Here is a 12,511-nt window from a genome sequence, read left to right on the forward strand (position 1 = left end):
GGTACCGAACCTCAACCTCGAACGGCGGCAGCCGAGCATCGCGTTATGTCCTCACTCAGGGTGTCCACGCCCTGGTTCGACGAGACCGGCGGTGAGAGTTCCTGGCTCCCGAGGCTGTTCTTCCCCGGTCACAGTGGCGGGACCGCGCCGGATTCACACCGGGCTTCCTCTCCTGCCGCCGTACATGGCTCGGGCAGTCCACCACGGGGCCGGAACGGCCGTCAACTTGCCGTTGACCTGCGAGGGGGGAGTGTGCAGAACCCCACATGGCTAGCACGGCGCCCGGCCCGCCGTAACCGGCTCGCCCGAAATCCCCTCCTGCGGGCGGCATTCACCGAACCCGCTTGTGATCACGCAGGGTGAACGCCTGCAATTCCCCTGTGTCTCATAGGGCGTGGGACGCAGGCGGGAGGGGACGCACGTGGCGTACGTGGGCGAGATGCCGCTGGACGACGGGCAGGTCGTGCTGCTGGCGGTGGCCGGGGAAGGCCCGGCCGGAGTGCAGCGGGTGGCGCGCGGCGGCCGGATCGCCGGGGCCGCCGAGACGCTCCAGCAGGCACTCGCCCGGGTCCGGCCCGCACTCGGCGCCGTCGTGGACGGGGCCCGCGCACTGCCCAGACCACCGGACTCGGTCACCGTGGAGTTCGGCATCACCCTCAGCGCCGAGGCGGGGGTCGTGGTGGCCCAGGGATCGAGCGAGGCCCACTTCAGCGTGACCATGCACTGGACGAACCCCGTCACGTCGGGTGTACCGGGGCAGCGTGACGGTGAGGGCTCCCGCTGACGACGACGTCCGGAGCCTCGGCGGAGACCGGCCCCGGACATGGGTCCGCCCCGCCCGGGCCGCCGATGGGACGGCCCCGACAGGGCGGATCGAGGAACCCGGTGGGTCAGGCGACGATCAGGTAGATCCCGTACGCCACCGCCGCCGCGCACGCCGCGAAGCACGCGTACGCGCCGGTGACCGCGAGGGCCGCCGAGTCGCCCTGCTCCGCCGCGCGCTCGCGGCGGGACAGGCCGGCGATGCCGAGGGTGAAGAGGGCCACGAGGGCCACGGTGACCACGAGGCTGACGCCGAAGACGGAGCCGAGGGCCGCCCAGTCGATCTTCATGCTGCTGATTCCTTACGTACCTGGGTGCGCGGGGCTCAGACCGCGGCCTGCGAGGGCGCCGGGTCCGTGCTGGCGGGCTTGGCCGGGGCCGGGATGGTGGCCGCCAGCTCCTCGGCGGCGGCAGCGGTCGGCGGCGGGGTCACGGCGGCCATGGCGGTGGTCACCACGCCGGGCGACTCGGCGTCGTCACTGTCGTTGACGTTGGTGTGGTCGACGACCTCGCGGCGGGAGATCTTCCAGATGGCGAAGCTGGAGCCCACCAGGAAGACCGCGACGAGCGCCGTGCCCCAGTCGCCGAAGCCGCAGACCCACTCGGCGAGCGCGGCGACCAGCGCGGCGGCCGGCAGGGTCAGACCCCAGGCGACGAACATGCGGGTGGCGGTGGACCAGCGGACCACACCGCCCTTGCGGCCGAGGCCCGCGCCCATCACCGCACCGGAGACCGAGTGCGTGGTGGAGAGGGAGAAGCCGAGGTGGGAGGAGGCCAGGATGACCGTCGCGGCGCTGGTCTGGGCGGCGAAGCCCTGCTGCGGCTGGAGGTCGGTGAGGCCCTTGCCCATGGTGCGGATGATGCGCCAGCCGCCGAGGTAGGTGCCGAGGGCGATGGCGACGCCCGCGGAGAGGATGACCCACATGGGCGGGTCGGAGTCGGGGGCGAGCGAGCCGCCGGCGACCAGGGCGAGGGTGATGATGCCCATCGTCTTCTGGGCGTCGTTGGTGCCGTGGGCGAGGGAGACGAGGCCCGCGGAGGCGATCTGCCCGGCACGGTAGCCCTTGGCGGCCGCCTTGCCGTCGGCCTTCTTGCCCATCGTGTACGTCAGCCGGCTCGCGATCATCGCGGCGATGCCCGCCACCAGCGGGGCCGCGATCGCGGGGATGAGCACCTTGGTGACCAGCACGTCACCGTGGACGGCGCCGACGCCCGCCGAGGCGATGGTGGCGCCGACCAGGCCGCCCATGAGGGCGTGCGAGGAGGAGGACGGCAGTCCCACGAGCCAGGTCAGCAGGTTCCACAGGATCGCGCCGACCAGCGCGGCGAAGATGACCTCGGGACGTATGCCGCTTTCGTCGACCAGGCCCTTGGAGATGGTGTTGGCGACTTCCACCGAGAGGAAGGCACCGACGAGGTTCAGGACGGCGGACATGGCCACCGCGACCTTCGGCTTGAGCGCACCGGTCGAGATGGTGGTGGCCATCGCGTTGGCGGTGTCGTGGAAACCGTTCGTGAAATCGAACGCGAGTGCGGTTACCACCACAATCGCGAGGATCAGCGAGATGCCTTCCATTTACCCAGGCAATCGTTCGAGGTCATTGGCTGGACGAAGGTAGGTAACCCAGGTGAACGCGAGGTGAACTGGGGAGGGCATCACGGTGTCTCTAAAGGAGGACCGCCGTTCCGCCGTCGATTTCCCGGCGTGCCGGACATGTGCGGTGGGTCCGACGGCCCCCGTGCCGCACGGCTCACGAGCCCTTGGCGAACGCCCTCAGCCGGTCCGTCGAGCCGTTGAAGAGATTCTGGTCACCCGGCAGGCCGCCGCCGTTGTCGTACTGCCAGATCGTCCAGAACGACCACTCGGCCGGCAGTGTTCCCGGCTCCGCCGCGTCGTAGCGGGCGATCCGCAGCGGGTGGTCGGCGGCGAAGGCGCGGCTGCCCCCGGTGCAGCTGTTCCACCAGTGCGTGGTCGTGTAGATCACCGGGCGGCGGCCGGTGAGCCGTTTGACCTCGTCGCTGAAGGCCTTGATCCAGGCGACCGTCCTCGCCTTGCCCAGCCCGTAGCACTTGTGCTGTTTGTCGTACGGGTTGTACTCGATGTCGAGCGCGGGCGGCAGCGTCCAGCCGTCCGCCCGCCAGCCGCCGCCGTTGCGTACGAAGTGGGCGGCCTGCGTCCTGCCCGACGACCTGTCCGGCAGGGCGAAGTGGTAGGCCCCGCGGATCGGGCCCGCGGCGCGCGAGCCGTCGTACTGCCGTCTGAAATACGGGTTCCGGTAGGTGGTGGCCTCGGTCGCCTTGACGTAGACGAACCGGGCGCCCTTGGTCCTGGCGCTCTCCCAGTCCACGCTCTTCTGGTGCGACGAGACGTCGTGCCCCTTGGGCCTGCCGGCCGCCGAGGCCGGAATCCCGGCGAGGGCGGTACCGGTCAGGGTGAGCGCCGCCACGAAGGCGGCGGCCAGGCGGCTGCCGCGGCCGCTGTGACGGTGGCGGTGGTCGTGCCTGTGGTGGCTGGATGGTCTGCGGTCACGGGCCATGTATCCCCCCGGAATGGCGTCGTACATGACAAATCCAGCCAGACGGTACTGGAAGATCGGTGGATGCTCGTCGATCTCCGACCAAAGCTGATCAAAGGGTGATACGCCCCGATATGGGAACTTCCGGACCGGCTGGTTCCGGCCTACAGTGCCCCGGCGGCGCGCCGGCCCCCGGTCCGCCTGGCAGGATCGCGCCATGGCTGAGCAGCGAGGGGACCGGCGGGACGTGCGGGACGGCCTGGAAGGCGCACCGGAGGTGACGGAGCCGCGCGGGAGCGGTACGCGCGAGGAGGAGGCGCGGGCCTGGGACGCCCTGGTCGCCACCGCGCGGCGGACCGTCGCCGACGGGCTGGTCGTCGGCACGTCCGGCAACGTGTCCGTACGGGTCGGGGACACCGTTCTGGTCACACCGTCGGGCGTCCCCTACGACCGGCTCACGCCCGCCGACCTCACCGGCGTGGACCTCACCGGCCGGCAGGTGCGCGGCACCCTCGTGCCGACCAGCGAGCTGCCGATGCATCTCGCCGTCTACCGCACCACCGGCGCCCGGGCCGTCGTCCACACCCACGCGGTGCACGCGACGGCCGTCTCGACGCTCGTCCCGGAACTGCCGGTGATCCACTACATGACCGCGGCGCTCGGCGGACCCGTCCGGGTTGCCCCGTATGCGACATACGGCACCGACGAGTTGGCCGAGAACATGCTCCACGCCCTCGCCGACCGCTCCGGCTGCCTCCTCCAGAACCACGGCACGATCACCTACGGCACCACCCTCGACCAGGCCTACGACCGCACCGCCCAGCTGGAGTGGATGTGCCGCCTCTGGCTCACCGCCTCCTCGGTGCCGGGCCTGACCCCGAGCCTCCTGTCCGAGCCCCAGCTGAAAGCGGTGGAGGAGCGCCTGCGGGGCTACGGCCAGCGGAGTACGGAGTGAGGCCGCGGGGGCGCGGGCGCGGCTGACGCGGACACGGAACCCGTCCGCCCACTGGCCGGGCGCCGCCTCCGCCCGGACACTGGATCCGTGCGCCCTGTCAAAGCGACGGCCGCTGCCGTCACCGCCATGACAGTCGCCGGTGCCGCCGCGGTGGCCGCCGGCCGCTTCGCCAGCGATGCCGCGCTCAAGGCGCCACCGGGCCGCCCGCTGCCCACCGAACCCCGGCTCACCGTGCACGGCACGGCCGCGGGGCAGATCGTCCTCACCCGGGCCCTCGCCTCGCTGCGCCCCGGCACGTACGGCCTGGCCGGCAACGGGCTGCACGCGGTCGTCGGGCCGGTCCTCGAATCCGCCCCGCACACCGCCGACACCGTCGTCCGGAGGCTGCACCGCGTCACCCACGGCACCCTGGAGACCGGCGACAAGGTCTGGCTCACCCCGAACGCGTACATCGGCGACCCGCACGCCGCCCTCGGCCTGGAACACGCCGACGTCGACGTCCCCGGGGAACTCGGCGCCCTGCCCGCCTGGTTCGTGCCCGGCGCCCGCGACACCTGGGTCATCACCGTGCACGGCCTCGGCACCACCCGGGAGCACCCCATGAACGTCATGGGGTTCCTGCACCGCCAGCGCTTCCCCGTACTCGACCTCGCCTACCGCGGCGACCTCGGCGCCCCCCGCCCCGTCGACGGTCTGAACCACCTCGGCGAGAGCGAGTGGCGCGACCTGGACGCCGCGATCCGCTACGCCACCCGGTACGGCGCCCGACGCGTCGTCGTGTACGGCTGGTCCACCGGCGCCACCATGGCCCTGCGGGCCGCCGCCCACTCCGCCGTGCGCGACCGGATCGCCGGACTGGTGCTGGACTCGCCGGTGCTGCACTGGGAGTCCACGCTGCGCGCCCTCGCGTCCGCGCGCCGCACCCCGGGCGCGCTGCTGCCGCTCGCGGTGCGCGCCGCGCAGGGCCGCGCCGGGCTGCTCGGCGACGACGCCGACGACGCCGCGCAGGCCGACCGGCTCGACGTCCCGGTCCTGCTCTTCCACGGCCCGGACGACACGGTGGCCCCCTGGGTGTTCTCCCGCCGCCTGGCCGCGCGCCGCCCCGGCCTGGTCGCCCTGCACACGGTCCCGCAGGCCCCGCACGGCGCCATGTGGAACGCCGACCCCGAGGCCTACGAGGAGGCCCTGAGGCGCTTCCTCACGCCCTTCATGTGAGCCCGTGGGCCCTGGCCGTCCCGCGTGCATCCGTTTCGAACACACCCGCTCCCCACCCGCTCCTCATCCGGTCGCAGCGATTCCGTTTAGCGTCGTACCACTGTCCGGTTCATGGCCTTCGGGCGCCTGCCGAACCCCCTCCCTTGGCCAGTCCCGTCGCCCGCGGTGACATTCCGTTTGGGTTTTCGGACCGTCAACCGGAAGACTGCACCCGTGACGTCCCGTATCCCGCGCGACTCCAGGCTTCGACTCGTCCGCCCGCGACCCCTGGCCGCCGCCCCCCGAGCGATGAACCAGCGGCCCGCGCGCCGCCCCGCCCCGCGCCCGCCGGAGGGCACCCCGGCCCCCGCGGAGCTGGCCGGAATGGCACGCTCAAGACTGGCCGGTGCCGCCCGTGTCGCCCGCTGGGCCGACACCGCGCTGCGCCCCGGCAGAGCCGGCGCGACCGCCGACGGCAAGGCCACCCTCACCGACGCGACCGCCGAACGGGCGGCCGTGGAGCTGGGCCTGACGCCGTCGCAGGTCCGCGCCGACTGGGACACCGCCCGGCTGGCCGGCCTCGTCGAGGTGCACGGCGACAGCGCCCGCCCCGGCTGGCGGCTGCGCGCCTGGCACCGCGACGACAGCGCCGTACTGCGCGGCTGGGTCGCCCTCTTCGACGCCTGGTCGCTCGCCTACCCGGAGCCCGTCGACCACGAGCCCGCCGCCGTCGCCGAGGTCGTCTCGGCGATGCCGCAGGTGCTCTCCTTCCTCCAGCTGTCCGCCGGGCCCGTCCCCGTCGAGCAGCTGCTCGACCTGCTCCAGCAGCGGGTGCGGGAACTGCGCACCGAGCGCTGCGAAGTGCCCTACGGCCCCCAGCGCGAACCCGCGCGGCCCGTCGCCGGCCTCGCGCAGCCCGCCGCCCCGGCCGACGCCGAACTCGCCCCGCTGCTCGACTGGGCCCTGCACGCCCTCGCCTCCGTCGGCGCCCTCACCTGCGCCGACGACCAGGCGACCCTCACCCCGCTGGGCAGCTGGGCGGTCTGGGTCAAGCTGGAGCAGATCTGCGTCGCCGCGCAGAGCCCCGCCGGCAACATCGAGGCCGCCGCCGAGGACATGCTGCGCGGCTGCGCCCAGCTGCGGCCCAACGCGGCCCGTGCCGAATACCGGGCCTGGCTCGCCGCCCGCCCCGTCGGGAGCGCCGTCACCGAGCTCCTCGACGCCGCCCGGGGCGACGACGCGCTGCTGCGCGGACTCGCCTTCGAGGCGCTGCGGGTCGTCGGCGCCCCCGCCGAGCCCGATGTGCGCCTCGTGGTGGACGAGCCGACGCTGCGGCCCTACGCCCTGCTGTGGCTCGCCGAACAGGAGGGCACCGACCCCGAGGACGCCCATGAGGTGCTGACCCGGGACGAGGCCACCTGGCTGTGGGTCGACACCGCCGCGGCGGTCGCCGACCACGGCGAGGCGCCGATGCTGGTGCGGCACCTGGAGTCCGCGGTGCAGCCGACCGTGCCCGCCCTGCTCGACGAGGTGCGCGCCGTCGGTCACCCGCGCACCGTGCAGGTCCTCGTCGCGCTCGCGGCGGCCCACCCGGACCCCGCGCTGGCCAAGGCCGTGCGCCGCGCCGCCTTCCAGGTGCACACCGGGGGAAGCTGAGGCGCCGCCGGGACGCGCGGGCCCGGGCGCCGCGGCGGCTCAGACGCGTATCTGCGGGGCGTACGTGCCGAACGTCCAGATGTTGCCCTCGAGGTCCCGGGCCATGTAGTCCCGGGAGCCGTGCTCCTGGTCCGTCGGGGGCATCAGGATCTCCACGCCGTGGTCCACGGCCTGCCGGTGGTGTGCGTCGACGTCGTCCACGACGATGTACGCCCCGGTCGGGCCCGATCCCTTCATCGCCGTGTCGAAGATGCCGCCGCGGCCCTTCGAGCCGAGCATCACCGCGCCGTTGCCCTGCACCAGCTCCGCGTGCAGCACCACGCCGTCCTCGCCCTCGTACACCGACAGCTCGGTGAAGCCCAGGGCCTCCGTGAGCTGCCGGATCGCCGCTTTCGCGTCCGCGTACAACAACGCCGGGAAGATGCTCGGACGTCCGTTGTCCGTGCCCGCCATACCGATCACTCCCTCGTGCTCGACACCGGCCCGCGCCGGGACCCCGCCACCGGGGCCCACCGCGCGATCCAGTCTGGCAGCCACCACCGACAACGGCCCGGCTCGCGACTCCCGGCCCGCGAGGGCTGCGCCTTCGCCCCCGAACGTGCCATGCGTCACAGGGGCGTACCGCTGCCCTCCCAGCCGCGCCCCCGGACCGGCGCCTGGACCGCGCAGCTCATCGCGGTCGATGGCCCGGGGCGCGTCGTCGCACGCCGGCAGCCCCTCGACGTCGATCTTCCCGGCCCCGAGATCGAACACCCGGACGCAGAAAAAGTGCTTGCACCACCCCGTTAGACTGGCCCCATGGCCATTCTCCTCGCGCATTAGACGGCGGGAACGTCTCGAAGCCCCCCGTCCCGCCCACCATCCGCCCTGGAGTCTGTCCGTGATCTCCGCCTCCGGTATCGAGCTGCGCGCCGGTGCCCGCGTCCTCATCGAGTCCGCCACCTTCCGTGTCGCCAAGGGCGACCGCATCGGCCTGGTCGGCCGCAACGGCGCCGGCAAGACCACCCTCACCAAGTGCCTGGCCGGCGAGGGCATCCCCGCCGCCGGCACCATCGCCCGCTCCGGCGAGGTCGGCTACCTCCCGCAGGACCCCCGCACCGGCGACCTCGACGTCCTCGCCCGCGACCGCATCCTCTCCGCGCGCGGCCTCGACGCGCTGATCCGCAAGATGCGCGAGAACGAGCAGCGCATCGCCAGCGGCAAGGGCGCCACCCGCGAGAAGGCGATGCGGCAGTACGAGCGTCAGGAGACGGAGTTCCTGACCAAGGGCGGGTACGCCGCCGAGGCCGAGGCCGCCACCATCGCCGCCGCGCTCAACCTGCCCGACCGGGTGCTCGGCCAGCCGCTGCACACGCTCTCCGGCGGTCAGCGCCGCCGCGTGGAGCTGGCCCGCATCCTCTTCTCGGACGCCGACACCCTGCTGCTCGACGAGCCGACCAACCACCTGGACGCCGACTCGATCGTCTGGCTGCGGGACTACCTCAAGACCTACCGCGGCGGCTTCATCGTCATCTCGCACGACGTCGACCTGGTGGACACGGTCGTCAACAAGGTGTTCTACCTGGACGCCAACCGCGCCACGATCGACATCTACAACATGGGCTGGAAGCTCTACCAGCAGCAGCGCGAGGCCGACGAGAAGCGCCGCAAGCGCGAGCGCGCCAACGCCGAGAAGAAGGCCGCCGCCCTCAACGCCCAGGCCGACAAGATGCGCGCCAAGGCCACCAAGACGGTCGCCGCGCAGAACATGGCCCGCCGCGCGGAGAAGCTGCTCGCCGGTCTGGACGAGGTGCGCCAGTCCGACAAGGTCGCCAAGCTGCGCTTCCCGGAGCCCGCGCCCTGCGGCAAGACCCCGCTGACCGCCGAGGGCCTGTCGAAGTCGTACGGCTCGCTGGAGATCTTCACCGACGTCGACCTGGCCATCGACAAGGGCTCCCGCGTGGTCATCCTCGGCCTCAACGGCGCCGGCAAGACCACCCTGCTGCGTCTGCTCGGGGGCGTGGAGAAGCCCGACACCGGCCGGGTGATCGAGGGCCACGGCCTCAAGCTCGGCTACTACGCGCAGGAGCACGAGACCCTCGACCCCGACCGCACGGTCCTGGAGAACATGCGCTCCGCGGCGCCCGACATGGACCTGGTCGAGGTCCGCAAGGTGCTCGGTTCGTTCCTGTTCTCCGGTGACGACGTCGACAAGCCCGCGGGCGTCCTCTCCGGCGGTGAGAAGACCCGGCTCGCGCTGGCCACCCTGGTGGTCTCCTCGGCGAACGTGCTGCTGCTCGACGAGCCCACCAACAACCTCGACCCGGCCAGCCGCGAGGAGATCCTCGGCGCGCTGCGCACCTACAAGGGCGCGGTGGTCCTGGTCACCCACGACGAGGGCGCCGTGGAGGCGCTCCAGCCGGAGCGGATCATCCTGCTGCCGGACGGCGTGGAGGACCTGTGGGGTTCCGACTACGCGGATCTCGTCGCCCTGGCGTGATCGAGAGGGTGATCCACCGCGTATGGATCATTCGGCCTAGCCGAGATCCATCATCTGTGTGAGATCTCCTCACCCCAGGGTGTGTCCTACACCGATCTCGCGGCCGACTCCTTTGTCGACAAGGGGTCGGCCGCTTCGCGTCGCTGACCTGGAATTTTGCGGAACAACCCGTTCGGACGTATCCCGTCCATCACGTGGAGCCGTCGATTCCGCTTGTGGGGATGTGCTCCTGTCGTCAAAACCCTCATCCACGGACCTTGCCGAATGGGTGGCCATGAAGCCCCAGAGGGGTGATCATGAGGAGACCAGAGCGCACTTCCCATGAGGAGGCACGGGTGGCCGAGACTCTGAAGAAGGGCAGCCGGGTGACCGGCGCCGCGCGCGACAAGCTCGCGGCAGACCTGAAGAAGAAGTACGACGCCGGTGCGAGCATCCGGGCGTTGGCCGAGGAGACCGGCCGCTCGTATGGCTTCGTGCACCGCATGCTCAGCGAGTCGGGCGTCACGCTCCGTGGGCGTGGCGGGGCGACCCGGGGCAAGAAGGCCACGTCGGCCTGACCAGCCCCCGGGTGGCCCCACGGCTTCGATGGTGGCCACCCGGTCGGTCGGCTGATCGGCCGGGTGGTTACTGTGCAGTCACTTAGGAGTGCCCGCAGACGGCACTCGCGATGACCGCACCCATCGGAGGCGCCCCATGGCTTCGCTCGACCCGGTAATCGACCCGGTACTCGACAAGGACGGCGTACGGCTCACCGTCGACGACGCGCTCGCCACGGTGACGCTGACCAACCCGGCCAAGCGCAATGCGCAGAGCCCCGCTCTGTGGCGGGCGCTGGCCGAGGCGGGCCGGCTGCTGCCGGGCACCGTCCGCGTGGTCGTGCTGCGCGCCGAGGGCAAGTCGTTCTCGGCCGGACTCGACCGGCAGGCGTTCACGCCCGAGGGCTTCGACGGCGAGCCGTCGTTCATCGACCTCGCGCGCGGCGGCGACGCCGAACTGGACGCCACCATCACCGAGTACCAGGAGGCGTTCACCTGGTGGCGGCGCAGCGACCTCGTGTCCATCGCCGCCGTCCAGGGGCATGCCATCGGCGCCGGATTCCAGCTGGCGCTCGCCTGCGACCTGCGCGTCGTCGCCGACGACGTGCAGTTCGCCATGCGTGAGACCAGCCTGGGACTCGTCCCCGACCTCACCGGCACCCATCCGCTGGTGGGCCTCGTCGGGTACGCCCGCGCGCTGGAGATCTGCGCCACCGGACGGTTCGTCCACGCCGAGGAGGCCGTCACCACCGGACTCGCGAACGTCGCCGTGCCCGGCGACCAGCTCGACGGCGCCGTACGCGACCTGGCCGCCGCCCTGCTGGCCGCGCCGCGCGACGCCGTCGTCGAGACCAAGGCGCTGCTGCGTGGCGCCCAGGACCGCACCTACGAGGAACAGCGCGCCGCCGAGCGCCAGGCCCAGGCCCGCCGGCTGCGCGACCTGGCCGGGATCGGCGACTGACCACCCCGGCACGCCGCCGATCAGCCCACCGAGGTGACCAGCACGGCCACCGACGGGTGATCCGGCAGCGCCTCACCCACCCGCGCGCGGACCTCCCGGGCCACATCCACGGCCCGGTGGTCCGCACGCAGGGCGACCTCCAGCCGGACGTGCCGCCGCGGCAACGCGTGCGGCGCCGCCCCGGCGCTCCCCGCCGCGCCCGCGTCCGGCCCCTCCTCGGCGCCCATCGCCCGTTCCTCGACGTGCACCGCCCGGCCCGCACCGCCCAGCGTGCCGGTCAGCCGCGCCACGCCCGGCACGGACAGCACCAGGCCCGCGACCCGCGCCTCGTCGCCGCCCGCCGGCTCCCGCGCGTCCGGCGGCTCCGGCGGCCGTACGACGACCGGCTCCCGCTTTTCGTCCAGCAGGTCCGTCACCCGCAGATCGACCTCCGCGACCCGCAGCCCCAGCCGCCGCGCCGACGCCTCCAGCAGGGCCGCGCGCACCCGCGCCGCGGACTCCGGGAGCGGCACCGCCGCCCAGGCCGCGAACTCCGCCGTCAGCCGCAGCGGGCCCGGCGGCAGCGCGCTCGGCGGCGCCGGCACGGCCGGGTCGTAGGTGTGGCCCGGGTCGGCCAGCGCGATCCGCAACGCGCCCAGCCGCACCCCCGTCACCTCGTCCGTCGCGCGCCACAGCACCGCGCGCGCCGCGGCCTCCGTGATCCAAGCCCCGTCACGTGCGTCACCCAGCGGGAGGATCCTGCCGAGCCCCAGCTGATCCCGCACCGCCCGCGTCCACCGGTCCGCCGTCGTCATTGCTCCAGCCTGCCTCATTCCTGGCGCGCGACCGAGCAACCGCGCTTACCGTTGTGGCAGGGGGCGACGAACCGAAAGGGACGTACGGCGATGACCGACATGACGGACCGGAACCGGACGCAGACCCCGGAGGGCGGGACCGACTCGCCCGTGCAGACCCAGAAGGCCACCCGGCGCGGCGGGGGAGACCCCGGCACCAGGGGGCGCACCACCATCGCCGACGGCGTGGTGGAGAAGATCGCCGGGCTCGCCACCCGGGACGTCGTCGGCGTGCACGCCATGGGCAGCGGCCTCAGCCGCACCATCGGCGCCGTACGCGACCGGGTACCCGGCGGGACCAAATCGGTGACCCGCGGCGTCAAGGCCGAGGTCGGCGAGAAGCAGACCGCACTCGACCTGGAGATCGTCATCGACTACGGCGTCTCGATCGCCGACGTCGCCCGCGATGTCCGCGAGAACGTCATCGCGGCCGTGGAGCGGATGACCGGCCTGGAGGTCGTGGAGGTGAACATCGCGGTCAGCGACGTGAAGCTGCCGGACGAAGAGGAAGAGGAACAGCCGGAGCCAAGGCTGCAGTGACGCACCGGAGGAGCACAGG

The 12,511-nt window shown here is 72.8% G+C and carries 13 protein-coding genes and 1 riboswitch; of the genes, 8 read left to right on the top strand and 5 right to left on the bottom strand.

All coding sequences use genetic code 11. The features are described 5' to 3' along the window. Window positions 1-76 precede the first annotated feature (76 nt). Window positions 77-218: riboswitch (cobalamin riboswitch) on the bottom strand. 203 nt (window positions 219-421) lie between these two features. Then, the gene (locus ACSU6L_RS29155) at window positions 422-784 is read left to right on the top strand and encodes a CU044_2847 family protein (RefSeq protein WP_437061544.1); all 363 of its coding nucleotides are present in this window, start codon (window positions 422-424) and stop codon (window positions 782-784) included. Window positions 785-890: 106 nt separating this feature from the next. On the opposite strand, the gene ACSU6L_RS29160 is transcribed toward ACSU6L_RS29155, so the two are convergent. The 3 genes from ACSU6L_RS29160 to ACSU6L_RS29170 all read right to left on the bottom strand — a co-directional run bounded on the left by ACSU6L_RS29160 (window position 891) and on the right by ACSU6L_RS29170 (window position 3,359). Continuing rightward, window positions 891-1,112, bottom strand: coding sequence for a hypothetical protein (locus ACSU6L_RS29160; protein WP_073942253.1), 222 nt, complete (start codon window positions 1,110-1,112; stop codon window positions 891-893). 35 nt (window positions 1,113-1,147) lie between these two features. Next, window positions 1,148-2,398 (bottom strand): inorganic phosphate transporter, encoded by a 1,251-nt coding sequence (locus ACSU6L_RS29165; protein WP_073942252.1) that lies wholly within the window; start codon window positions 2,396-2,398, stop codon window positions 1,148-1,150. Between the two features lie 175 nt (window positions 2,399-2,573). After that, window positions 2,574-3,359, bottom strand: coding sequence for a lysozyme (locus ACSU6L_RS29170; protein WP_437065109.1), 786 nt, complete (start codon window positions 3,357-3,359; stop codon window positions 2,574-2,576). A gap of 196 nt (window positions 3,360-3,555) precedes the next feature. On the opposite strand from ACSU6L_RS29170, the gene ACSU6L_RS29175 reads away from it, so the two are divergent. The 3 genes from ACSU6L_RS29175 (at window position 3,556) to ACSU6L_RS29185 (ending at window position 7,143) form a co-directional block, all read left to right on the top strand. Beyond that, window positions 3,556-4,293 carry a class II aldolase/adducin family protein gene (locus ACSU6L_RS29175; protein ID WP_437061547.1) on the top strand — a complete coding sequence of 246 codons (738 nt, stop codon included), beginning with the start codon at window positions 3,556-3,558 and terminating at the stop codon, window positions 4,291-4,293. Between the two features lie 87 nt (window positions 4,294-4,380). After that, the gene (locus ACSU6L_RS29180; RefSeq protein WP_437061549.1) at window positions 4,381-5,508 is read left to right on the top strand and encodes an alpha/beta hydrolase family protein; all 1,128 of its coding nucleotides are present in this window, start codon (window positions 4,381-4,383) and stop codon (window positions 5,506-5,508) included. Between the two features lie 213 nt (window positions 5,509-5,721). Continuing rightward, complete coding sequence (locus ACSU6L_RS29185; RefSeq protein WP_437061551.1) at window positions 5,722-7,143, top strand: hypothetical protein; 1,422 nt, start codon at window positions 5,722-5,724, stop codon at window positions 7,141-7,143. 39 nt (window positions 7,144-7,182) lie between these two features. Here the strand turns inward: ACSU6L_RS29185 and ACSU6L_RS29190 are convergent, their stop codons facing one another. Then, on the bottom strand, window positions 7,183-7,596 hold the full coding sequence (locus ACSU6L_RS29190; protein WP_437065110.1) for a VOC family protein: 414 nt from the start codon (window positions 7,594-7,596) through the stop codon (window positions 7,183-7,185). Window positions 7,597-8,023: 427 nt separating this feature from the next. Between ACSU6L_RS29190 and ACSU6L_RS29195 the strand changes: the two genes are divergently transcribed. The 3 genes from ACSU6L_RS29195 to ACSU6L_RS29205 all read left to right on the top strand — a co-directional run bounded on the left by ACSU6L_RS29195 (window position 8,024) and on the right by ACSU6L_RS29205 (window position 11,119). Further along, on the top strand, window positions 8,024-9,622 hold the full coding sequence (locus tag ACSU6L_RS29195) for an ABC-F family ATP-binding cassette domain-containing protein (protein ID WP_437061553.1): 1,599 nt from the start codon (window positions 8,024-8,026) through the stop codon (window positions 9,620-9,622). 335 nt (window positions 9,623-9,957) lie between these two features. Beyond that, the gene (locus ACSU6L_RS29200) at window positions 9,958-10,179 is read left to right on the top strand and encodes a helix-turn-helix domain-containing protein (protein ID WP_003976983.1); all 222 of its coding nucleotides are present in this window, start codon (window positions 9,958-9,960) and stop codon (window positions 10,177-10,179) included. A gap of 136 nt (window positions 10,180-10,315) precedes the next feature. Beyond that, a complete protein-coding gene (locus ACSU6L_RS29205) occupies window positions 10,316-11,119 on the top strand; it encodes an enoyl-CoA hydratase/isomerase family protein (protein WP_437061555.1) in 804 nt (267 codons plus the stop codon). Between the two features lie 20 nt (window positions 11,120-11,139). Here ACSU6L_RS29205 and ACSU6L_RS29210 read toward each other — a convergent pair whose 3' ends face one another. Next, window positions 11,140-11,913, bottom strand: a complete 774-nt coding sequence (locus ACSU6L_RS29210) for a nucleopolyhedrovirus P10 family protein (RefSeq protein WP_437061557.1) — start codon at window positions 11,911-11,913, stop codon at window positions 11,140-11,142. Between the two features lie 90 nt (window positions 11,914-12,003). Here ACSU6L_RS29210 and ACSU6L_RS29215 point away from each other — a divergent pair, with 90 nt between their 5' ends. Next, window positions 12,004-12,492 carry an Asp23/Gls24 family envelope stress response protein gene (locus tag ACSU6L_RS29215; RefSeq protein ID WP_437061559.1) on the top strand — a complete coding sequence of 163 codons (489 nt, stop codon included), beginning with the start codon at window positions 12,004-12,006 and terminating at the stop codon, window positions 12,490-12,492. Window positions 12,493-12,511: the final 19 nt, after the last annotated feature.

The organism is Streptomyces sp. enrichment culture (genome assembly GCF_964272855.1).
Taxonomy (GTDB): Bacteria; Actinomycetota; Actinomycetes; order Streptomycetales; family Streptomycetaceae; genus Streptomyces.

Excerpts from the sequence above, each read along its gene's own strand:
- ACSU6L_RS29160 (WP_073942253.1), bottom strand. The coding sequence starts at position 1,112 with ATGAAGATCGACTGGGCGGCCCTCGGCTCCGTCTTCGGCGTCAGCCTC.
- ACSU6L_RS29165 (WP_073942252.1), bottom strand. The coding sequence starts at position 2,398 with ATGGAAGGCATCTCGCTGATCCTCGCGATTGTGGTGGTAACCGCACTC.
- ACSU6L_RS29170 (WP_437065109.1), bottom strand. The coding sequence starts at position 3,359 with ATGGCCCGTGACCGCAGACCATCCAGCCACCACAGGCACGACCACCGC.
- ACSU6L_RS29175 (WP_437061547.1), top strand. The coding sequence starts at position 3,556 with ATGGCTGAGCAGCGAGGGGACCGGCGGGACGTGCGGGACGGCCTGGAA.
- ACSU6L_RS29190 (WP_437065110.1), bottom strand. The coding sequence starts at position 7,596 with ATGGCGGGCACGGACAACGGACGTCCGAGCATCTTCCCGGCGTTGTTG.
- ACSU6L_RS29205 (WP_437061555.1), top strand. The coding sequence starts at position 10,316 with ATGGCTTCGCTCGACCCGGTAATCGACCCGGTACTCGACAAGGACGGC.
- ACSU6L_RS29210 (WP_437061557.1), bottom strand. The coding sequence starts at position 11,913 with ATGACGACGGCGGACCGGTGGACGCGGGCGGTGCGGGATCAGCTGGGG.
- ACSU6L_RS29215 (WP_437061559.1), top strand. The coding sequence starts at position 12,004 with ATGACCGACATGACGGACCGGAACCGGACGCAGACCCCGGAGGGCGGG.